This window comes from Bacteroides sp. MSB163 (assembly GCF_036416795.1).
In the GTDB taxonomy this organism is placed as follows: domain Bacteria; phylum Bacteroidota; class Bacteroidia; order Bacteroidales; family Bacteroidaceae; genus Bacteroides; species Bacteroides maternus.
Genome location: NZ_CP143867.1, coordinates 3744032 through 3763925, shown reverse-complemented (window position 1 = coordinate 3763925; position 19894 = coordinate 3744032). Strand labels below are relative to the sequence as shown.

Annotated in this window: 20 protein-coding genes and 2 pseudogenes; 14 read left to right on the top strand and 8 right to left on the bottom strand. The window is 42.7% G+C overall.

Going from position 1 to position 19894, the window contains the following annotated elements; translation table 11 throughout:
• Window positions 1–159: 159 nt before the first annotated feature.
• The 8 genes and pseudogenes from VYM24_RS14110 to VYM24_RS14075 all read right to left on the bottom strand — a co-directional run bounded on the left by VYM24_RS14110 (window position 160) and on the right by VYM24_RS14075 (window position 7615).
• Complete coding sequence (locus VYM24_RS14110) at window positions 160–399, bottom strand: hypothetical protein (protein ID WP_009860244.1); 240 nt, start codon at window positions 397–399, stop codon at window positions 160–162.
• A gap of 123 nt (window positions 400–522) precedes the next feature.
• Window positions 523–750: a hypothetical protein gene (locus tag VYM24_RS14105; protein WP_330940289.1), complete on the bottom strand. Its 228-nt coding sequence runs from the start codon at window positions 748–750 to the stop codon at window positions 523–525.
• Between the two features lie 67 nt (window positions 751–817).
• Complete coding sequence (locus VYM24_RS14100; protein ID WP_330940288.1) at window positions 818–2719, bottom strand: ParB/RepB/Spo0J family partition protein; 1902 nt, start codon at window positions 2717–2719, stop codon at window positions 818–820.
• 26 nt (window positions 2720–2745) lie between these two features.
• The gene (locus VYM24_RS14095; RefSeq protein WP_330940287.1) at window positions 2746–3336 is read right to left on the bottom strand and encodes a hypothetical protein; all 591 of its coding nucleotides are present in this window, start codon (window positions 3334–3336) and stop codon (window positions 2746–2748) included.
• Between the two features lie 63 nt (window positions 3337–3399).
• Window positions 3400–4417 (bottom strand): annotated as a pseudogene (locus tag VYM24_RS14090) (fusion protein).
• A gap of 32 nt (window positions 4418–4449) precedes the next feature.
• A complete protein-coding gene (locus VYM24_RS14085; protein ID WP_330940286.1) occupies window positions 4450–4731 on the bottom strand; it encodes a hypothetical protein in 282 nt (93 codons plus the stop codon).
• A gap of 1056 nt (window positions 4732–5787) precedes the next feature.
• Window positions 5788–6543, bottom strand: a complete 756-nt coding sequence (locus VYM24_RS14080) for a LytR/AlgR family response regulator transcription factor (protein WP_330940285.1) — start codon at window positions 6541–6543, stop codon at window positions 5788–5790.
• The gene (locus VYM24_RS14075) at window positions 6524–7615 is read right to left on the bottom strand and encodes a sensor histidine kinase (protein WP_330940284.1); all 1092 of its coding nucleotides are present in this window, start codon (window positions 7613–7615) and stop codon (window positions 6524–6526) included. Before VYM24_RS14075 ends, VYM24_RS14080 begins: the two co-directional genes overlap by 20 nt.
• A gap of 351 nt (window positions 7616–7966) precedes the next feature.
• Here VYM24_RS14075 and VYM24_RS14070 point away from each other — a divergent pair, with 351 nt between their 5' ends.
• The 14 genes and pseudogenes from VYM24_RS14070 (at window position 7967) to VYM24_RS14005 (ending at window position 19870) form a co-directional block, all read left to right on the top strand.
• Complete coding sequence (locus VYM24_RS14070) at window positions 7967–8614, top strand: hypothetical protein (RefSeq protein ID WP_330940283.1); 648 nt, start codon at window positions 7967–7969, stop codon at window positions 8612–8614.
• Window positions 8615–8635: 21 nt separating this feature from the next.
• Window positions 8636–9436 (top strand): hypothetical protein, encoded by an 801-nt coding sequence (locus VYM24_RS14065; protein ID WP_330940282.1) that lies wholly within the window; start codon window positions 8636–8638, stop codon window positions 9434–9436.
• 35 nt (window positions 9437–9471) lie between these two features.
• Complete coding sequence (locus VYM24_RS14060; protein ID WP_330940281.1) at window positions 9472–9954, top strand: 4-hydroxy-3-methylbut-2-enyl diphosphate reductase; 483 nt, start codon at window positions 9472–9474, stop codon at window positions 9952–9954.
• Window positions 9955–10001: 47 nt separating this feature from the next.
• Window positions 10002–10675: pseudogene (locus VYM24_RS14055) on the top strand (porin family protein).
• 33 nt (window positions 10676–10708) lie between these two features.
• The gene (locus VYM24_RS14050) at window positions 10709–11536 is read left to right on the top strand and encodes a hypothetical protein (RefSeq protein WP_330940279.1); all 828 of its coding nucleotides are present in this window, start codon (window positions 10709–10711) and stop codon (window positions 11534–11536) included.
• A gap of 5 nt (window positions 11537–11541) precedes the next feature.
• Window positions 11542–11694, top strand: a complete 153-nt coding sequence (locus tag VYM24_RS14045; RefSeq protein ID WP_330940278.1) for a hypothetical protein — start codon at window positions 11542–11544, stop codon at window positions 11692–11694.
• A 205-nt stretch (window positions 11695–11899) separates the two neighbouring features.
• Entirely contained in the window at window positions 11900–12472 is a 573-nt protein-coding gene (locus tag VYM24_RS14040) for an Ig-like domain-containing protein (protein ID WP_007655484.1), read from the top strand.
• A gap of 436 nt (window positions 12473–12908) precedes the next feature.
• Window positions 12909–13079 (top strand): hypothetical protein, encoded by a 171-nt coding sequence (locus VYM24_RS14035; protein WP_330940277.1) that lies wholly within the window; start codon window positions 12909–12911, stop codon window positions 13077–13079.
• A complete protein-coding gene (locus VYM24_RS14030) occupies window positions 13066–14568 on the top strand; it encodes an amino acid adenylation domain-containing protein (RefSeq protein WP_330940276.1) in 1503 nt (500 codons plus the stop codon). The genes VYM24_RS14035 and VYM24_RS14030 overlap by 14 nt, the downstream gene beginning before the upstream one ends.
• Window positions 14569–14583: 15 nt before the next feature.
• Complete coding sequence (locus VYM24_RS14025; RefSeq protein ID WP_013611724.1) at window positions 14584–14826, top strand: acyl carrier protein; 243 nt, start codon at window positions 14584–14586, stop codon at window positions 14824–14826.
• Between the two features lie 18 nt (window positions 14827–14844).
• The gene (locus tag VYM24_RS14020) at window positions 14845–16239 is read left to right on the top strand and encodes an MBOAT family O-acyltransferase (protein ID WP_330940275.1); all 1395 of its coding nucleotides are present in this window, start codon (window positions 14845–14847) and stop codon (window positions 16237–16239) included.
• On the top strand, window positions 16239–17279 hold the full coding sequence (locus tag VYM24_RS14015) for a histidine kinase (protein WP_330940274.1): 1041 nt from the start codon (window positions 16239–16241) through the stop codon (window positions 17277–17279). The genes VYM24_RS14020 and VYM24_RS14015 overlap by 1 nt, the downstream gene beginning before the upstream one ends.
• Complete coding sequence (locus tag VYM24_RS14010; RefSeq protein WP_330940273.1) at window positions 17276–19069, top strand: LTA synthase family protein; 1794 nt, start codon at window positions 17276–17278, stop codon at window positions 19067–19069. The genes VYM24_RS14015 and VYM24_RS14010 overlap by 4 nt, the downstream gene beginning before the upstream one ends.
• Before the next feature lie 261 nt (window positions 19070–19330).
• Window positions 19331–19870, top strand: coding sequence for a GNAT family N-acetyltransferase (locus VYM24_RS14005; protein ID WP_330942256.1), 540 nt, complete (start codon window positions 19331–19333; stop codon window positions 19868–19870).
• Window positions 19871–19894 lie beyond the last annotated feature (24 nt).

Here is a 19894-nt window from a genome sequence, read left to right as displayed (position 1 = left end):
ACAGCTAAAAGCTATTATATTATGTAATCATTCAACTTTTTTAGTCTTATAACTATCTTTTTAAAATTCAACTGCGCAAAAATAGAAAAAAGCCGGGCAACCGCATAGGGATTGCCCGACTTTTTTCGGATGGGATTTGCAGGTGTGGGGTGTGGCAGGTCAGTCCACGGGTTCGCCGCCATAACAAAGACGGCAGATGTCCTTATGGATTTCACGCATGATGTTCAGTTGCATCCGTTCACTGATATGGCGGTTGTCGGAACGCATGAACAAACGGTTCTCTATCAGGCTGCAAAATTTCGTGCCTTCTTTACTTACCATACAGAGGATTTGATGTTCAAGGAAAAAATCCATATCGGTGGAATATTTCACATTCGGGGAAATTCTGATATATTTCATTGATTGATGTTTTTGAATGATAATTACGGTGGCGGTGTGGGTGGGGTCGCTCGGCCCTGCCCTCTGCTCTTTCGGGGGCGGGGGAAATATGTGCCGGATGATTGTTTCCGGCACATGACATAGTTATTCGCATACGAACAATTTATCTGCATTCTTTCCCGATAAACGGATAAGCCTATCCTCGTATCTATCGTATAGCTTGTTAAATTCATCCTGATATTTTGAACGGTATTCCCCTCTCTTAGTCATCAGTTGTTCGGGCAATTTCCCGTATTTATCTACAAGTTCTTTTTCTGCCAAAGAACACGCAAATTGTTTGATGGTATCAATGATTTCTTCTTTCTTCATCATGTTATAATCTTATAAAATCGAGTTGAATATTGAAAGGTGAAAAACTTCACCTTTCAATACTGTAAATTCAAGCAGCCTCGTCATTATTGGGTAATGTGGGGGAAACATTCTGTTTTCCGTCCTTTTTGGCCGCCGCCTTTTCCGCTTTCTTCATCTCCTTTATCCTTTCGTCCAAACGTTCATGCCGTTTCTGATATTCTTCCTCGTGGGTGGCTTTGGCGAGTCCGTACTGGTCGGGGAAGTGCATGTTTGCGAAGTCCCGTAACAGTTTGGATGCACTGTTATCCCCGTAAGCGTCCTCGCAAAGAAAATGGTTGATAAAGTCCCGTTTGATAACTGTTTTCTGTGCATCGGTCAGCTTGGCTACAATTTTCATCCGCTGTTTTTCATCCAATCGGATAGGCTGGTCCTTGATACCGCAAAGCGGATAATGCTTTCTTTGCAGCTTGGTCAGCATGATGAAATACATCATCCCGTCCTCGTACTGTGTAAAAGGGCTTTCGGGGTAGTCGTTTTCACGGACTACTTTCTTTGTATCGGCTACAATCTTTTCAACGGAAAGTTGTTTGAAACGTTTGTCCCTTGCCTGCAATGTCTCGACGGTGACGGGGGCGGTTTCCTTCTTGTTTATTTCTACATAGCAAAGTTCGGGCTCTGTCTGTCCCACCTTTACATAGGTCTTTATCCTTCCTTCCTCCTTCTTCCGGTTTAATTCTTCCACCTTTCGGGCATATTCCTCGCTTTTCTGTTCAAAGGTCTGTACGGCTTGTTCGTACTCCTTCGGTTTGGAAAACTGTTCTTGTTTCGGTGCTTCGGGGGCTTTCGGAAAACTTTGTGCCGAAACGGTATAATTCAATTCTTTTATCTCGTGCCCTTTCTTGTCGAGTTTCTGAAGTGCCGTTTCGTTCATGCCACCGTAATAGGGTCGGGCTATCACCAACTTCGGGTCGGATTTCAACAGTTTCTCCGTTTCCTTTGCTACAAATGCGGCATTTTTGGTATCCAAACACTTGCGGTTGGTACAATGTCCGCACCCGTTATGCTCGGCAAAAAGGTTGTAATTGGCTGCGTTGTGTACACACGCCTTACATTCCGTCTTGTCGAACTTGTATTGTTCGAGGTCGGTGGTATAGTATTCTTCAAAATACTTCTTGAACAGTTTCAGCGTATAACCTGCCCAATTGTCCCTGCTGTTCTCTTTGAGGTGTTTCTCGTAAACGTCCTTTTGGATATTAGGTTCATAGGTGCTTATCTCTTCGGCTACGCTGATAGTGATTGTTTCATTGTCCAACAGTTCACCGATAGGCTGATACAGTTCGTTCAGTTTCAGACGGGTATAGATATATTTCTCGCTTCGTCCGAAACGGCTGACAAGTGAATACATATCATATCTGCCCTTTTCAAGCAAGCGTTTGAAGGCTTTCGCTTCTTCGGTGGGGCGTACTTCCTCACGCTGCAAATTTTCACTCAGTGACATATCTTCCGCTTCATCATCTGTTATATTATTATAGATAGTTGCCTTTATCGTCTTTGCTCCTGCAAGCAGTGAGGCACGATAACGGCGTTCTCCGTAAATGATTTCGTAACCTCCTGCCGTGCGTGGGCGTACTGCGATAGCCTGCAAAACGCCAACCTCCCGAATACTTTCCGCAAGTTCCTGCAAAGATGCGTCATTGAACGTCTTGCGGTGGTTGTCTGCGCTCGGATGCACGGTGGTAATATCAAGGTCGGTTTCGGCTGTGGCCGTTGCAAGCGGTGTTTTGAATGTGGCTTGCTGCGGTGCTTCTTCCGTTATGGCCGGAACTGTTGCCGTTTCGGGTGTTCCCGTCACTTCGGTAGCCGTGGGCACGTTCTGCGGTGAAAGTAATATCATCGGTTTTGGAATGATTGCCAAAGCGGTTGCTTTTACTGCTGTCTCTTTCTCTGATTTCTGTACGTTGTTCTTCTGTACTTTTTTGTTCGTCTTCATAATGATAAATTTTAAAATGTTGATAATTATTTGAATAAATTTCCGTCTGAAAGGTATTCCCAATTATTGGCATTGCTTTCTTCCGTGAAGTATTCCAAAGTTTGGGTACTCTCCATATCATCCCGGCAAGCACGGAAAAAGCTGTCGAGACAATCGTTCATAAGGTCATCAAACGTGACATTCTCTATGGGGGATTTCAAGAACTTATAAATCGGATCGAGAATACAGTCATCTATGTAATAGCCCGTAAGGGGACAACAAGTATCTACAAATATCCTGCTTTTTCGTCCTTTCATCCCTTTCCAAAAATATTTTGGCGTGTATAGGTCGTTCCAATGGTGGTTTATCAGATAGGCCATCAACCGCCAACCGCTTAACCCGTCTATGCAGTCTTCCTGCTTACTGCGGTAGTCATAGCTATAATTGCATGCGTCATATCTCCAATTACGGCACACGATACCGAAGCGTTCGCAAAAGGCATCAAGGGTTTTACGGTTCTCGTGCGTCCAACCGTAAAAATATCGGTTGCACAACCATTCGGTGTGTGCTTTCTCTTTGGCTTCCTCGGATAACTCGGTTATCCGATAGAGGGTGTATGTTCTTGTTTCCGTTCTCATGTCGTTACTTTTTATGGGTTCTTTGATAGTTGGGCGGATTGCTCCACCCTGCCGTTCATGCTGTCATACATGGATGCACGTGGCGAGTGCTTCCCCTTACTTTCTGCTCCTGCTTCTTGGAATATATCCACCCTGCACGCCTTTCACCCTTATAAGTGAGGTTTGCACGGAACAGACCGTTCAAGCCTTTCAAAACGTTCTTTATCGGCTTGGTGTCACCGAATACGGCTATCGCCTTTTCGCTGTATTCCACGATTTCAAGATTGAGGGTTGAAAGGTCTGCGGTTGCTGTGGATTGTCCTGCCGTATCGCTGTCCGTCTGCGGTGCTTTCATACAAAGGTTGGCTTCATCCCCTGCGGTGTGCGCATACCGTTCTATGAACTTTTCAAGGTCGTAGATAGGCTCTTTCTCAATCGTCCAACCGCTGTACTTGTTCCTGCCCAAATACATACCGTCTCCCATGCTGTAATTTTCACGGTGTTCGTAATCTGCGTTATATTCCGCCAAATAGGCCGTTTCCTCAAAATTGGCGGCATGCTTGCGCATTTCTGAAAAGAGGTTGCGTGTATGTTTGGAAAAGCCTAAAATGACGGTTCTTGCTATACTGTAATCGTAATAGTCCGTATAACTGTCGCATTCGTTCACCCTCAATGTGCCGATAATGACCGCCTTTGCATCCGTCGGGATAAGGGGGCGCAAACGTTCCGCACCGATTTTTGCAATACGCTCGTATTCTTCCCTTGCTTCCTTCGCTTTCCGTTCCGCTTCGGCTTTCTTCTCTTTTGCCTTGGTCAGTAAAGCGGCTGTTTCCAACGGATCCAAGAACTTGGGGTTCGCATCATCGTAATAGATTCCTATTCCGAATTTTTTCGATAACGGCCGGATAAGGTCGGATGTATGAAACTCGTATGTCCGCAAATTGATAAGATGATAGGTTATTCCCCACTCGTTGCGGCTTACTTCATGGACAACATAGCTGTCATAGCTGTAGCCTTCCAATACTACCACTTGATTGACTGAAACGGTCTGAACGTTTCTGTCGTAACTTCTGTTAGCTCCTAATAAATGTACTTTAGTCATAATGATTTGATTTTAAAATGATTCATATTCTGTCAGAGTATCACGCAAAGAACAAGGATGAGAAGAGCGAGCACGCAAAGGGAAAGGATGCGCCACACGGCACGGATGAGGAAAACCACGACCGCCAAACCTGCCAACATGGGCAATACACCGCCCAAAACAATCGCCACACCACCTAAAAAGGCACACACGAAACGTATCGCCACGTACACCACAAAGCCGACCAGCGACCACTTCACCAAATTTTTAATGCCGGTTGGAGCGAAGCCGAAGCCTCGTTTCAAATCTTGCTGTATTTCAGTTCTCTTTTTCATAACATTGACTTTTTTTTTATGCCTTGTCGGTGGCTTCACCTTGCTCGTTTCAGGGGGCAGATACGGACGGGGAGAAAATATGCAAGGCTTTTGGTGAAAAATTTTCAACCGCCCCGCTGGACGGATTGAAAAATTTTCGCCAAAACCCGTAGGGCGCAAAGCGGGCTTGCAGATTTTTAGGGGCCCCGACCGTAGCTTCGCACCCTGAACTACGGCAAGGTGAAGTCATGACAAGGTTATAAAAAAGGGGAAATGGCTATAATGGGGAAAAGAGAACTGAAATACGGCAAGATTCGGCAGGCTGTGCCAACTGGTTTATATATTTATTATGCAAATATTCTTGTTTGTTTACACTTAAAAATAACATGTTATATTGGTTTAAGTATAAATAAAGCATTCATTTGTATTATTTGTTTAAATTTGCTGTAATAAGGTGAATCTTTATATGTCAGTCTCTATAATTTATACTTCTAAAAAGGCTTTGAAGTATTTTTAGAAATCTTATAAGATCACAGAATAAATTTATTGGAGAGAGTGAAATACTTTTATATGAAAAGTTATAGATTTTTTATCATAATGGCAACAGGTTCTTAATGAAGGGTGAATATGTAAAATTATGCATGAACAGTATGGTAGGCTATTACTGACTTATTTTCGTAAATCTGTTATCTGCAATGTAGTCTATGGGGGGGATACTATCTCAGGATTGGAAAAATATAAAAGATTGCTGTGCAATGATAATTATCTGTAACGAATCACTTTCAAACTGTTTATGTCTGTGAACTTTACAGCGTCTTAAAAAGACGCTCGGAATATCGAAAGCGGAAATCTTCAAATGCTATAGGAACAAATAGAAGCTGTTTTGTTATTGTAATAGGTTAATTATAGTTTGTTGATACAATATGTGCAAAATTGCTAAAACCAATATTTTGTTTCCCAAATTCATAAATGAATATGTGAAATACGTATAACGAACTATAGACAACTTGTATATTACCTCATAGTAAAATACTATTTTTTGAATTTGATACCTTTACTATAGTCATTTTTATAACTTTACCTGTCAAGCCATTCCTTAATACGTTGAGCTTTTTCCTTACTTACTTGGATTTCTGTCTTCGGATAACCCTTTAAACGGACAATAAGTTTCCCTCCGAAATAATTACCGAGGAACAAAACATGCTCTACGTTGATAATATATTGCCGGTTTGCACGGAAGAAACAGTCTGGGTTGAGTTGCTGTTCAAGTTCTTCCATTGACACATTGACAACTTCTGAAGTACCGTTATTAAGGCGAAGATACACATTCTTATTTTCAGTCTCAATATGATTGATGTCCGAGACACGTACTGTCTTATATCCGTCACGATAAGGTAACAGGAAACGTTCCCGATAACGGAACTGGTTCTTTTGTAACGCGTTGAAAAGCTGCCGGAAATTCTCTTCGGTATAATTTTTACCTGCTTTGATTGCTTTATTTATGGCTGCTTCAAGTTCATCGGCATCCAAAGGTTTCAGGAGATAGTCGAAACTATTGAACTTGAATGCCTGTACCGCATACTCATCATATGCAGTAGTGAATATGATGGGGACGGTTGCCGGAGCGTATTTAAGAGCCTCAAAACTTAGACCGTCAGTAAGACGGATATCCGCAAGTATGAGGTCTGTTGTTTTTCTTGATTGGAAAAATTCGACCGCCTCTTTTATGCTTGTAAATGGACCTTCAATTACAAACGTTGCATCAATATCATTTAGTAATCTTATGAGGCGCATGGCATTGCGCTGTTCATCTTCAAGAATCAGTATTTTCATGGGAAATGATGTTTTTAATTATTGGCAAACTTACCGAATAGAAGTTTTCGGCATTCTCTATCTTAACCTTTTTGTCGCAGAGCAATGCGTATCGTTCTATGATGTTTTTATGGCCTAAGCCCGTTGAGTCCATTTTTGACAGCAAAGGCGATTTAAGATTATGCACAGTGATATAATCATCCGACAACGTGATGGCAATAAACAGCGGATGCTCCATTGAAAAGCTATTATGCTTTATTGCATTCTCCACAAGAAGCTGCAACACTGCTGGAGGAAGGAATCCCTTACATTCTTTAACCTCTGGACTGATTTTCGTAATGACGCCTCCAGCATGACGTACCTTCATTAGATACAAGTATGAATCAAGGAACTTTATTTCATCTGTAACAGGAATCAGATTCCGGTCCAGATTAGCAATGATGTACCGATACACTTTCGACAGATTGCTTAGGAATTTGCCAGCCAGTCCGGTATCTTCTTCAATCAATTCCAGCAGATTGTTGAAGTTGTTGAACATAAAATGCGGATTGATTTGCAGTTTCAGGGAGTTGAGTTGTGACTGTAAGGCGATCTCTTTCTCCTTCATCAATGCCATTTCAAGTGTCTGCTTCTCGTCACGTGCCTTGATGTAAGATTGAAGGTAGAATGCGTTGGCATAAACGCTTGATATGAAGGTGGATATCATTGCAAAAGTATATGCGCCTTTCATGTTGAGTAATTCGTCAAGAAGTCTGTTCCCGGTTTCATCCCATAAGAAATTGAATAAAGATATCATGCCGAATGCGACAATATTATTCAGAGTCAAAAGACATGAGGCATAGACAATCACCCACACATTAGATATCCTGAAAGGCAAAATCCTAAAAACGAGATAAGAGAACCCCAAAGATATATAGGTAAAGAGCATGCACAATAAAAAATCGACGATATAATCGACTGCCGCCATTCCCGGAGATTGGTCAATTGTTTCATCATCGAGAATTAACCATATAATGAGGTAGAACACATAGGAAACGGCCGATAATAAAAGCCCGTTCCGCCAGTTCATTATTTTTATATTTTCTTTTGTCATATCAGATGCAAAGTTACTTCATATTCCACAAAGATAGGGATTTGCTTCTTTATTTGATAAGATAAAACCGGCTGAAACGGACAAAATCACTTTCGAAATGATTAAAATGAATGTTGAAACGAACAGTGTTACACTTTACGTTTGCCGAAACGCCAATTCGAAAATTAGTTTTTTGTGCATAAACCGCCCATTTGGGCGGTTCAGATATCAATTTATCCGTTTCAGTCGGATTTTACTGTTACAACTGATACTACACGGATAATTTTGCATCCTTGTAAGGTAAATGCCGCTATGATAAAGTCTGTATCAACAGATATAAATTAATTATTTACAAACTAAATTTTAAGTAACATGAAACATTTAAGTTTTTTGAGAAGACATGCCAATATAGTATTCTGCTTACTTTTGTGTCTTGTCTATCAGAGAGCTGAATCTAAAGAATTGTTTTCAAACAATTCTTTAGATACTTGCTATGTGTTAGCTATTGCAAATGTCGATTTAACAACGGATTTGCAAAAAAAATATGAAGAGAGGAACATTGCAACGTCTGCGATTGTCGGATACAGTTTTAGTGATGATGAGGTGAAAATTTATTTGTTGGATGACAGGTATGATTTTGATCTGTATTCTATCCAGAAAGGAGATAGCATAACTTTACATTATCCTCATACGTCACAAGAGAAAGAGAAGAAAGCAATAGCTATACATAATCACAGTTTCCAAGAACGTATCAGAAAGAATTATAGCATCTATATTGATATTGATTTTTGGAATATTGAGAAGAAATTGAGTTTGCCCCCTTCTTTGGACGATGGCCTGTTCCTTAAATGGGAAATCGCAAAACGACGCTTTATAAAGCATATAGTAAAAGATAGCCAAGGCTTCCATAAATTAGATGTTGAGAACGAAGATGATTTACGTTTGTCCAAGCGTACATTCGGCCAGTTATATTGTATGTACATATTGGTTCATAATGAGACCATAAGGAATGAGAAGTAACTTGAAAATAGTAATTTTAGTATGACGAATTTATTTTTATCATTAGCCGTTCTATTGTCAATAGGACTATGCGTAGCATCATGTTCGGATGCTACTGTTGTGAGTGACGAAATGCCTGCAATGCGTGACTACCAGACTGACGCCGAGGTACTTTCAAAGTTTGTTGATGTGAATAAATTGTTGGGAGAGTATTACATCAACGTGAACAAAAAGAACTCCCCATTGGCCTATATCTATGACTCCGATTACCAGGAACTTCAAAAGGTATCTCCAGCCAACCGAACCAGGTTTGAAGACGAACTGAAAACATTAAACTCCAAGCTGGCTGCAGCAGCCAAGCGTGAGGATGTCAGTCAGATTGTTTACAGTACTTATGGTGGCGAGACGTGGATTCGGACGATAAACCATGATGCTGCAGTCACGATAGAGAAAACTTCGCCGGAAGAAGTGGGTACTGTTGTAACCAGAGGCACGCGAGCCTCTCTGCAATTACAGGCAGGCGCAGTGAATGAAGCCAATTTCTATGCCGGCACTCAAATCAAATCCAAGATTGATATCAATATGTTTGGGTATAAATACTATTATTTTGAGATTGACTGTAAAACAGATGCCAAGAAGACCCCGGAAAGCGGAGATTATCCTTCCGGTAACGGTGACAATGACCGAGCGATAGTAATGTCTGGAAGTGGTTCTATGGAGACATGGAATTTTACATGGAAAGCATCGGGCAGCAATCCTAATACTTATTGGAAATTTAAGGGATACCTTTATAATCCTACGGCAACAGGTGCTTGCTTGATTAGGATTGATTTTATCGATTAACGAATAGTAGAAACCTATAAAGGGCTGGAAACAATATGAGAGCAATCGTCTATCTTATCCTAATACTATCGACAACCGCGCTATTATCTGGATGTATCAAGAAGTCGGGCTATTATGATGTCGGTCAGAAAAAGAGAATAGAACAGTTGACCAACAAGAAGTGGGAAAGGGATTACCGCTCGACGTACTACGGCTATGACGTACACGAGATATGGCGCTTTGGCGACAATGGGAAAGGGTCGTGGAGAACAATCACGACTTATATGGATGGAGGGATAAGAGATACCACGACCTACTTCTCTTGGGCTTTCACCACTCCGCAATTCAACGTCATCTACATGGACTATCCTCGTTATTGGCTGATAGACAAGATTGATGACAACAAATTGTGCATATACCTGACGTATGAAGACCCGGTAAGCGTTTCCGGTCAGGAACGAATTTATCAGGAATACACGTTCAAGCCTAAAGAAGAAGAAAAAGAAAAACGGGGAGTTTCTCAGAGCACCCCCAAATAGTAAAACAGATTTATTTATTCATTCATTTAACGACAATTAATTTCAGTATGAAAAAGATTCTATTGACAATGCTTTTCGCCTCTGCCTTCTGCATGGCAGGCAAGGCGCAGGATTTCAGAATGGGAGTGACAGGTGGCTACAACCTCAGTGCTCCGAGTGCTTACGATTCGCAGTCCGGTTTCCACGTCGGATTTAAGGGAGAACTTGGATTTCCGCAGGCAACGAAAGGATTGTATGTGGACTTCGGTCTACTACTCTCGTCGCATGGATGGAAGAGTCCGGGGTACTACTACAACGGAAACTATACCTCCCCTACTGGAGACAAGCCGGACAAACCGTCATCAGGCTTTACTGCAGACAATAAGTGTACTCCTTACTATCTGAATATTCCCGTCCACATCGGCTACAAGTTTTCTGTAGGACGGGACGTCAGCCTGTTCGTCAATGCCGGACCCTATTTTAACATCGGACTGTTTGGCAAAGCAAAGGAAACCATTACTCCCGACAAGGGAACAACCACGACAAAGGAAACGTCAGGCAACATGTTCAGCGACAAAATGCTCAACCCTTCGATTGGGGATTGGGATTCCGTGCCGGGACGGAGATTGCACGCCACGTCCAGTTTTCCATCGGGTATGATTGGGGCATGAAGAATACAAATAAGATTGGTGTGGACAATAAGAACAGGACATTCGTTGCATCCTGCGCTTATATGTTCTGAAAAAGGGTATAAGTTTATACTATAAGAACCGTTATGTGGAAACAGAAATTGAAAATTTGCGGTATTAATCTGGCGGCATATAGTGTGGTTCTCATTATCATGGCTATGTTGTCCGTTTGCTCCCGATTGTACGGGCAAGAAAGCCTTACGCTGTTCCCTGACCGTACAAAACGGATTGTATCAAACATAGACACCACCAAACAGCCATTTTTTGAATATGGAAAATCATTTCTGTCTCCACATTTTGGTATCATTCCCCAAAAGCCTGAAATGCTTTTGAATTTTCGCCCTGATTACACGTTAGGAATCCCTGTTGACCGTTCATCCTTACATAAAGGCGAATATCGCGTTGGCGGAGTTATTCATCGGTTTGACAAGGTGAATATTTTGGGACATGGCAGACAGGAGAACATCATAGGAGTTGGCGTATCGAACTATGCTGAAGTTAAAACGGCATATTCTCCAAACGAGAGATGGAAATTGGGCATAAGCCTCTATGCGCACAAACTGAGTATTCCTCGTTCGAGTAGCAATACATTCGGGATTGGAACCGATGTTTCCTATCAATTCTATCCCCAAACATCGCTTCATCTCTTTGGTACATACTATCGCACATACCTGTTGGATATGAAACCGAAGAGGTGTTTAGACGGCTATCATTATGGCGGTTATCTGTCTTTTGATTTGGCAGAACGATGGACAATGGATGTGGGCATGAGAAGTTATGGCAACAACTTGTTCCACCAACAATGGACTGTGCCGATTATACGTCCGTCGTATAAGCATAACGGCAGCGAAATAAACGCTGATTTTGGTGGGATGTTCCAGCAAATCCTGAAAGGTTTATTCTTTAATCATTGACAAATATGAAACAGAAAAAAAGCAAAATAACGATTATTACAGTATGGATTCTGCTATGCGGGTGCGTGGTATGTATGAGTTCGTGCAGCCATTTGCTATACAATCCGTCCAACAAGGCAGAACAAGTGACGGTGACTATTAAACAGCCCATAAAATAAAGTTCATATGATTATGCGATAATCTAAAACAAGATTGCAAAATCCATAAGAAAGTTATTTCAAATAATAAATATGGCGTTTCGGATGCTGTTTTCGCCGTTTTAGATAAAATGTAATTGAAGAGCTTACACTGAAGTACTACTTTTGTTTTGCAATTGCATAAAAGAGCGTTCAACAAAACAACAAGGTTTTAAAAAAAAGAACAATGAAAAAAGTAAAATTTATCAAATTCACTATGGCGTTTTTCGCCTGTGTTCTTGCAGTAACCATGGGTTCCTGCGATAAGAACGATGACCCCAAAGTTCCAGATCTCAAGTGCACCCCTTCTAAGGTAGAAGTGGCTCCCGGTAAAACAGCAACGGTGACTGTAAGCGGTGGCACGGCTCCATTTACAGTGACCTCAAGTGATAGCAAGATTGCAACAGCTAAAGCAGACAAGAACACTATTACAATTACCGGTGTCAAAAATGGTACAGCGACCATACTCATCTCAGACTCAAAGAAACTTACAGGAAAGGTTCCTGTGATGGTCAAAGATATGGCATCCGAACTTGATTTCGATAAAAAGTCTATATCCGTAACTGCCGGGAAGGAAGAGACTGTCACTGTAAAAGGTGGTTCCGCTCCTTTTACAGCAACCGCCAAGGACACGAAAATTGCCACAGTCACAATCAAAGATGGAAAGATTATTATCAAAGGCGTCAAGGCTGGCAGCACTTCAGTGACTGTTACTGATAAGGATAAGAAAGCTGGAACTATTTCAGTTACAGTAAAATAAAGTATCAAAAAATCCTATTGGAAAGGAAGAAGAAACGCATGTATTTTTTCTTTCCAATAGGATTGTTATGTATTATGGTTTGCTAACAAAAATGAATGGAGTAATGGGATATCGAAAAAGGAGTCGTATTAACAATTGTCTTTTTATTAGTTATTTGCATGACAAATTGCCGTTCATGCAGCTACGGATAAGGGTCAGTAATAATTTTGGAGATAAATATGGATTATATAAGACCCCGTTATTGTATCCTTACCTAAGTTTTGGATATACTATTAAATAACGTCAATAGTTCAAAATGGAGAATCCGCTTTCTTTAAGACTTATAAAAGAAGAACAAGAGTCATCTGAAAAACTGTTGGAACTTCTGGTGTCATCAACGCATTCTCCCAAAGGCAGATTTTCAAAAGAGAACAGTTACATTATGCTGAAAAGAAAGATGGAAACAACAAAAAACGGAAACACCGTAAAACTGATATTGCCTTTTCCTCATTTCTTGTGGATGCTTGGCACTGCCCCCGGTATCCACAAAGAAAAAACAGTGCTGCATGAGCCGCAAACGGAACAAGAAAATATAAACAGAGAACATACAAATTATGAAGAAGAATAATGATGCAGATATGCTGGCTGCTATAGTCCAGGCTTCAAATCGTTATGCCATGCGTCCGGCACTGGTTCTTGACGATCGGACTTATACCTATCAGGAATTGTTCGGATTGGCAGGAAGCATTTGTGAAACGCTGAGAAATCTCAAAGAAGACATTATTGGCATCACGGCTGAAAACCGTATGGAAACCTACGCATCCATTTTGGCGGTACTGTTTTCCGGAAAAACATACGTTATGTTGCATCCCGATTATTCGGCAGAACGCAACTGTAGGATAGCCCGGCAATCCGGCATTGGCCTGTTGCTTTACAATGGAGAGAACGGCAATATACTTCCTCCTGACATCAGTGCCGGTCGGGTGTGTGTTTCCTCACACCGGCAAACTTCACATTCCGGCGTGGTGACGTATGACGTTAATTCCGACGTGCCTGCTTACATCATCTTCACGTCAGGAAGTACGGGCGAACCCAAAGGCGTTCCTATATCCCGGAGAAACTTGAATGCTTTCTACAAGGCTTATCGCGCTTTAGGATGGGAGTTGGACGAAAACGATCGTATGCTTCAGATGTTCGAACTGACATTCGATGTCTCCGTCGTGTCGTTTCTTTATCCCCTCACCCTCGGGGCGTGTGTCTATGCTGTTCCGCAGAAAGGAATGAAATACCTGAACGTACTGGACATCATGGAACGCCATCGCCTTACGTTTGCGGCAGTGGCTCCTTCCATACTTCGATTATCACGTCCTTATTTCGGGGAAATCAGTTTCCCGGACTTACGCTATCTCATAGTCACTGCCGAAGCCACTGACGTGAGTCTGCTCGACGAATTTCGCCCTTGCATACCCAATGCCACAGTAATCAACCTCTACGGACCGACCGAAGCCACCATCTACTGTACTTCGTATGTTATCCCGGCTGAAGGAGCCAAACACCATAACGGCATGGCGGCAATCGGGAAGCCTTTTCCGGATATGGACTACATGATTGTATCCCCATCGGGCAAGCAACTTCCTGTCGGAGAGACCGGTGAATTGTGGATTGCCGGACCGCAACTCATGCGCGGATATTGGCGTGCTCCCGAAAAGACGGCCGGATGTTTTGTTACGAATCCCTTTGGAAAACTTTATTACCGTACCGGAGATCTCTGTCAAGCTGATGCTGACGGGGATATTATTTACTGTGGTCGTAAAGACACGCAGGTAAAGATACAAGGTTTCAGAATAGAATTGGGTGAAATTGAATACCACGTTAAAGCGTTTTACAGGCATGGCCGTAACGCTGTAGTATTGCCGGTTTATGCTACGGACGGAAGTTGCGAACTGCACCTTGCCGTAGAAAAGGAGGCGGAGGATACGGAAAGCCTCGAACGGTATATGCAAAGCCATCTGCCGCCTTATATGGTGCCCCGACGCATCCACTTCATCCCTTGTTTTCCACAAAACAACAGCAACAAAATTGACCGGAACCAACTATTAAAGTACATCACTCAATAAATAAAAATTAAGTATATGGATACAACAGAATTATTGGAGATACTGAACGGAATATTCAGAAAAGTGTTAAAGAGAGACGACATCACATTGACCGAAAGCACTACTGCCCACGATGTGGACGGATGGGATTCGCTGACCAATATGGTACTAATCACAGAGATAGAGAATAAGTTCGGTGTGCGTTTCTCGTTCCGCGAGATAGTGAAACTGAAAAATGTGGGCGATCTTTGCCATACCATCAAGAATAAAGCCAAATAGGAATAGGAGGAAAAAGTAATGTCATTCATTTCCCTTGAATTTGTCCTGCTGTTCCTGCTTTGTTTCACATTATACCATTTTGTCAGTGATAAAGGACGGAAGTTTGTTCTGCTTGCGGCAAGCGGAGTTTTCATCGGATACTTCAATCCCGTATTCCTTGTCACGGCACTGGTTGTAAGCCTTTTTACATACGGCGCAGCGATACTTATTGAGCAAGCCCGTGAGAAAGAAAGAGGTTCCTGTTTGATTTACTGGGGCAGCATATCCTGTCTTGTCCTCTGCTGGATTGGTTTCAGGTATGCCAACCGGCTAACCGGAGACTCAGGTTTTATTTTTCCATTGGGAATGTCGTTCTATACATTTCAGGCCATTGGTTACTTGACGGAAGTCTATTGGGAGGAAGAAAAGGCGGAACGCCGGCTGATAGATTTCCAGCTTTACATGTTTCTGTTTATGAAGTTCCTGTCAGGTCCCATTGAGCGGTCCGCTGATTTGCTTCCGCAAGTCCGAAAACTCTCTCCGGCATCCTATTCCATGATGACTTATGGTTTGAAACTGATTGTGGTAGGATTGGTAAAAAAATTGGTACTTGCCGATCATATAGCACCCTATATTGATGGTGTGTTCAGTTCGATGCACACCGCATCAGGTGTGCAACTGCTTATGGCCTGCCTTCTCTATCCCATCGAACTTTATGCCGATTTTTCCGGCTACACGGATATGGCGATCGGAATAGGAATGTTGTTCGGATTGAAACTGTCACCCAACTTTGCGCATCCCTTTGCTGCGCAAACCACGGCTGAGTTTTGGCGTCGTTGGCACATCTCCCTTTCCTCCTGGGTGCGGGATTATCTTTTTCTCCCCCTGTCATCAGTCACACGTCGTTGGGGACAATGGGGTGTGGCGGCAAGCCTTATGGTAACATTTGTTGCTTTGGGTATATGGCACGGTGCTGGATGGACATTCGCCATCTATGGATTTTTGCAAGGGCTTGTGATTGTATGGGAACTAAGGACAGAAAGAATACGAAACAAGATAAGGAACCATATTGGGGAACGGCTTTTTGCTACGCTTTCAGTCATCCGCACCTACTTCATTTTTGCCGTATCATTGGTGTTCTTCAAGGCACAGTCCGTTTCTGACGCATTCTATTTCCTGCGGAATATCTCTTTTCAGACTCATGCGAGCTGGAAAGAGATCAATATCGGTATGTCCGACCACATCTGCATCGTGGCAGGTGCCGCATTGTTGCTGATGCTGCTTTATGATTTTTTTATGTCCAAAGGCGACTTGCACCTTCGTTTTGAGAAGCAGCCTGCCGTGCTTCGCTGGACAGTGTACTATTTAATAGTGTTTGCCGTGTTCGCTTATGGCAAGTTCGGCACGGAAAACTTCATATATCTGCAATTCTGATGGAAAATATACAGGAAACTATTACTGGCGAAAACCTTCATAAACGACAGGCTTTCCTTCGCCTTGTCCGAAAATCGGTGCTGTTCGCCATACCGTTTTGGGCTTTGATTGCCCTTTATGTTTACGATGATCCTTTCATGGTGCTTCGCAAATACGATGTCTTTGACTCTGACGTCTCGCTCAACGAACAGCATGTAGGTTGGCAGATATACCGGAACCATGATGACAGTGTGCATTTCAATTCTTTCATTTTGGGCAATTCATGTACTATGGCATTTCTGTGTGGAGAATGGGAAAAATATCTTGATTCCAGTGATCGTGCCATCCGGCTCTTCGGTAATGCAGAGAGCATGAAAGCGATAAGTCTCAAACTCCACGCCCTTGACCATGAAGGTGCAGAAATAAAAAACGTGCTGATGATTCTTGACCGGACCTCCCTTTCACGTTTTTACCTCTTGACGGGTTCCAGCCATATACTTCCGGCTGATATATCGGGACGTAATCCGTTTGCCGTACAACTGGAGTTCATACAGGCATTTGCAATGCCTGATTTCTTGTTTCCATACTTGCAATACCGCATAACAGGAAATATAGAACCGGACATGAAGCGGATGAACCCTTATGGAAAGATACGTGATTCGAAGAACAATGATGCGTTCAATCCTCGTGAGAAGCAGATAGAACAGGAAGGTGAGGTGTATTGGGAAAAGCGTAAAAAAGAGTTTCCCGAACGGAATGGCACTGCTACTATAGCTGAACCTGCTATATTCCAAAGGCAACGGGTGGTATTGGATGAAATCATGGAAGTCCTTCACCGTCATGGCACCTCAATACGTATCTTAATCAGTCCGGATTATAACCAGAAAAAACTGCACCCGGATGACAGAGAAATCTTGCAAGGCATTTTCGGAAAAGAAAATGTGTATGATTTCAGCGGCATTAACGAATTTACAGAAGATTACCACAACTATTATGAAGCAGGACATTATCGTCCCTTGTTGGGTAATAAACTATTGGAAAGAATATATAAAGGCGAATGACAGTCAATAGACAAGAAAAGAATGAAATGGGTAGCAGGATGCTGTCCGTTATTCCAATAGCAGGAATATTTTTCAAGTTTCTCCTGTTCAATGCAATATGGTGTTATTACACCACCTTTACACCTTTTTCATGCTGGGAATCGTATGCCACTGCTTTTGTGGCAACCCTTCTGGTGTCTGTCCCTTATATATTGACAAGGCATATTGCGGCAGGCGTACTTGTCATGGCTGTGCTAGATATATGGATGGTTGCCAACCTGATGTATTACCGTACTTACTTTTCAGCCATTCCTCTGTCAAGTTATATGTTGGCGGGAAATCTTGCAGACTTCCTGCCAAGCGTGACCGCCTCATTACGATGGTGCGATTGGTTGTTCCCCATTTCGACTGTTGTCACCGTATTCCTTACATTTCGGATAGGTTGCCGGCAGAAAATCACATTGCGATTTAGCAGACGGACATACTTCGTATTGCTGATTTCTTCATGTGTCCTGTTAAGTATCAATTTATCCGTCCGGGGAGGTTTCATTGCGATATACAGGGCATTGAGGTCATCCGCACATCAACACGCCAGTGGCCCGCCACTCTACACGCTGTTCAGCACACTTTATTTTGATTATGCGGAGGAGTTGCCCGAACTTACAGAAGAACAGGAGCGTGAGATTCATACCTGGCTCTCCGGGAGACCGCCGCTTGTTCCCGTACCGGACATTGAATGCAGGGACAACTGCATCCTTATTTTGGCTGAATCACTGGAAAGTTGGGTGTTGAATCTTACGGTCGAAAATCAGGAAATCACACCTTACCTTAACAAGCTCCTCAAAGAACCGTCTACGCTGTATGCGCCCCATGTGCTTACACAAGTCAACGGAGGGCGTTCCATTGACGCCCAGCTGCTTATGCTTGCCGGTCTGTTGCCATTGCAGACCGGCGCATACAGTTGCCGTTTCCCTTTCAATACATACCACACTTTGCCCAAAGCTATGAAGGAACTGAAAGGCGCACGTAACTATCTTCTCACGGTGGACAAGACAAAGACATGGAACCAAGGAGCAGTGGCACGGAGTTTCGGGATAGACACAATTATCTCTTATCCCGATTTCCGAATGACAGAAACATTCGGAAATCGGAAGCGACTGGGTGATAAGGCATTTTTTGCCCAATGCAGGGAAAAGATTGAAAAAGGAGAAGTTTGGCACTCCGGTGAAAACGTATTTATCCAGATGGTCACTTATTCCGGTCATTCACCGTTCAAGATGCCCGAATCGCTTAAAACCGTTCATTTCTCTAATCGGATTCCCGAAATCATGGCAGACTATATGACAGTGGCGCATTATACAGACGAAGCTATCGGAAAATTCGTGGAATATCTGAAAACCCGTCCCGAATATGAACGTACAATGGTCGTGATAACCGGTGACCACGAGGGCTTGGCAGACCACCGGAAAGAACTGTGCCATACAAAGGCAGGGAAAGGAATAATTTCCGAAGACGAGTTCACACCATTTATAGTATTGAACTCTCCTGTGCCGATGCACTATCTCAAAGTTATGGGACAGGTTGACATATATCCTACTCTTCTGAATTTACTCGGTCTGGAAAAATTCCGATGGAGCGGTATTGGTCAAAGCATTCTTGACCCTCGGAAGCCGGGCATTGCCATCAGTCCGAAAAGAAAAATAGACGGTGACACCTTGCATATATCTGCGGATGAACTTTTACGGATGCAGCAATCTCAAGTAATCTCTGACCGGATAATACGATTCGATAAATTGAAAGATCTACGATAGCCGATACTTCGGAAGTCATTTTTGTTGTTTCAGGCGTGTTTTTCTCCGTTTCGATTGTATTCCGATTGTAACGACCTCGGATACGAAATAATTTTGCACCTAAAAAATAAATAACATGATTATCGAAACGATTAAACGGCTGTCAATAGATATGTTCATTGCAATCATGGCGATTGAAGCAATTGTCATTGCGGCAATCGCTTTGTCGCTTTTGATTGGTACGTTTTGCAAATAATCCCACAGGACATGGAGCAAAAGGAAATATATATCGAAACCGAACGAATTATCATTCGGAATTTCAAACAGAAGGATGCCGAAGGGTTGTTGGAGTATCTTTCCCATCCGCGTGTGAATTGCTTTGCCGGAGACCGCCTTTGTTCCAGAGAGGCGGCATGGGCATATATGCAGTATTCCCCGAAAGACATGCTGCGCTATGCGGTGAGTCTGAAAAAAGATGACTTTATTATCGGTGACGTGTTCGCTTTGCGTGAGAATGAAGATACTTATAATGTGGGGTGGCATTTCAACAAAAGTTTTGAAGGCAAAGGATTCGCTTGTGAAGCGGCTACCGGATTGTTGGATTATCTTTTTCGGGAGGCGGGCGCACGGCGTATCTATGGGTTTGTGGAAGATGACAATATCCGCTCCCAACGCTTATGCGAACGCCTTGGTATGCGCCGCGAAGGATGTTTCAAAGAGTTTGTGACATTCGTAAACAATCCTGACGGCTCCCCCAAATATGAAGATACCTGTGTTTATGCCATTCTCGAAAAAGAGTGGAATACCATCCGTCAGTGGTGACACACCAAACCTATTATGAATTAA

Bases quoted from the DNA above. Each gene is read 5' to 3' on its own strand.
- VYM24_RS14075 (WP_330940284.1), bottom strand. From the start codon at position 7,615: ATGACAAAAGAAAATATAAAAATAATGAACTGGCGGAACGGGCTTTTA.
- VYM24_RS14040 (WP_007655484.1), top strand. From the start codon at position 11,900: ATGAAAAAAGTAAAATTTATCAAATTCACTATGGCGTTTTTCGCCTGT.
- VYM24_RS14070 (WP_330940283.1), top strand. From the start codon at position 7,967: ATGAAACATTTAAGTTTTTTGAGAAGACATGCCAATATAGTATTCTGC.
- VYM24_RS14010 (WP_330940273.1), top strand. From the start codon at position 17,276: ATGACAGTCAATAGACAAGAAAAGAATGAAATGGGTAGCAGGATGCTG.
- VYM24_RS14085 (WP_330940286.1), bottom strand. From the start codon at position 4,731: ATGAAAAAGAGAACTGAAATACAGCAAGATTTGAAACGAGGCTTCGGC.
- VYM24_RS14035 (WP_330940277.1), top strand. From the start codon at position 12,909: ATGGAAACAACAAAAAACGGAAACACCGTAAAACTGATATTGCCTTTT.
- VYM24_RS14015 (WP_330940274.1), top strand. From the start codon at position 16,239: ATGGAAAATATACAGGAAACTATTACTGGCGAAAACCTTCATAAACGA.
- VYM24_RS14065 (WP_330940282.1), top strand. From the start codon at position 8,636: ATGACGAATTTATTTTTATCATTAGCCGTTCTATTGTCAATAGGACTA.
- VYM24_RS14050 (WP_330940279.1), top strand. From the start codon at position 10,709: ATGTGGAAACAGAAATTGAAAATTTGCGGTATTAATCTGGCGGCATAT.
- VYM24_RS14030 (WP_330940276.1), top strand. From the start codon at position 13,066: ATGAAGAAGAATAATGATGCAGATATGCTGGCTGCTATAGTCCAGGCT.
- VYM24_RS14020 (WP_330940275.1), top strand. From the start codon at position 14,845: ATGTCATTCATTTCCCTTGAATTTGTCCTGCTGTTCCTGCTTTGTTTC.
- VYM24_RS14045 (WP_330940278.1), top strand. From the start codon at position 11,542: ATGAAACAGAAAAAAAGCAAAATAACGATTATTACAGTATGGATTCTG.
- VYM24_RS14025 (WP_013611724.1), top strand. From the start codon at position 14,584: ATGGATACAACAGAATTATTGGAGATACTGAACGGAATATTCAGAAAA.
- VYM24_RS14095 (WP_330940287.1), bottom strand. From the start codon at position 3,336: ATGAGAACGGAAACAAGAACATACACCCTCTATCGGATAACCGAGTTA.
- VYM24_RS14105 (WP_330940289.1), bottom strand. From the start codon at position 750: ATGATGAAGAAAGAAGAAATCATTGATACCATCAAACAATTTGCGTGT.
- VYM24_RS14080 (WP_330940285.1), bottom strand. From the start codon at position 6,543: ATGAAAATACTGATTCTTGAAGATGAACAGCGCAATGCCATGCGCCTC.
- VYM24_RS14060 (WP_330940281.1), top strand. From the start codon at position 9,472: ATGAGAGCAATCGTCTATCTTATCCTAATACTATCGACAACCGCGCTA.
- VYM24_RS14100 (WP_330940288.1), bottom strand. From the start codon at position 2,719: ATGAAGACGAACAAAAAAGTACAGAAGAACAACGTACAGAAATCAGAG.
- VYM24_RS14110 (WP_009860244.1), bottom strand. From the start codon at position 399: ATGAAATATATCAGAATTTCCCCGAATGTGAAATATTCCACCGATATG.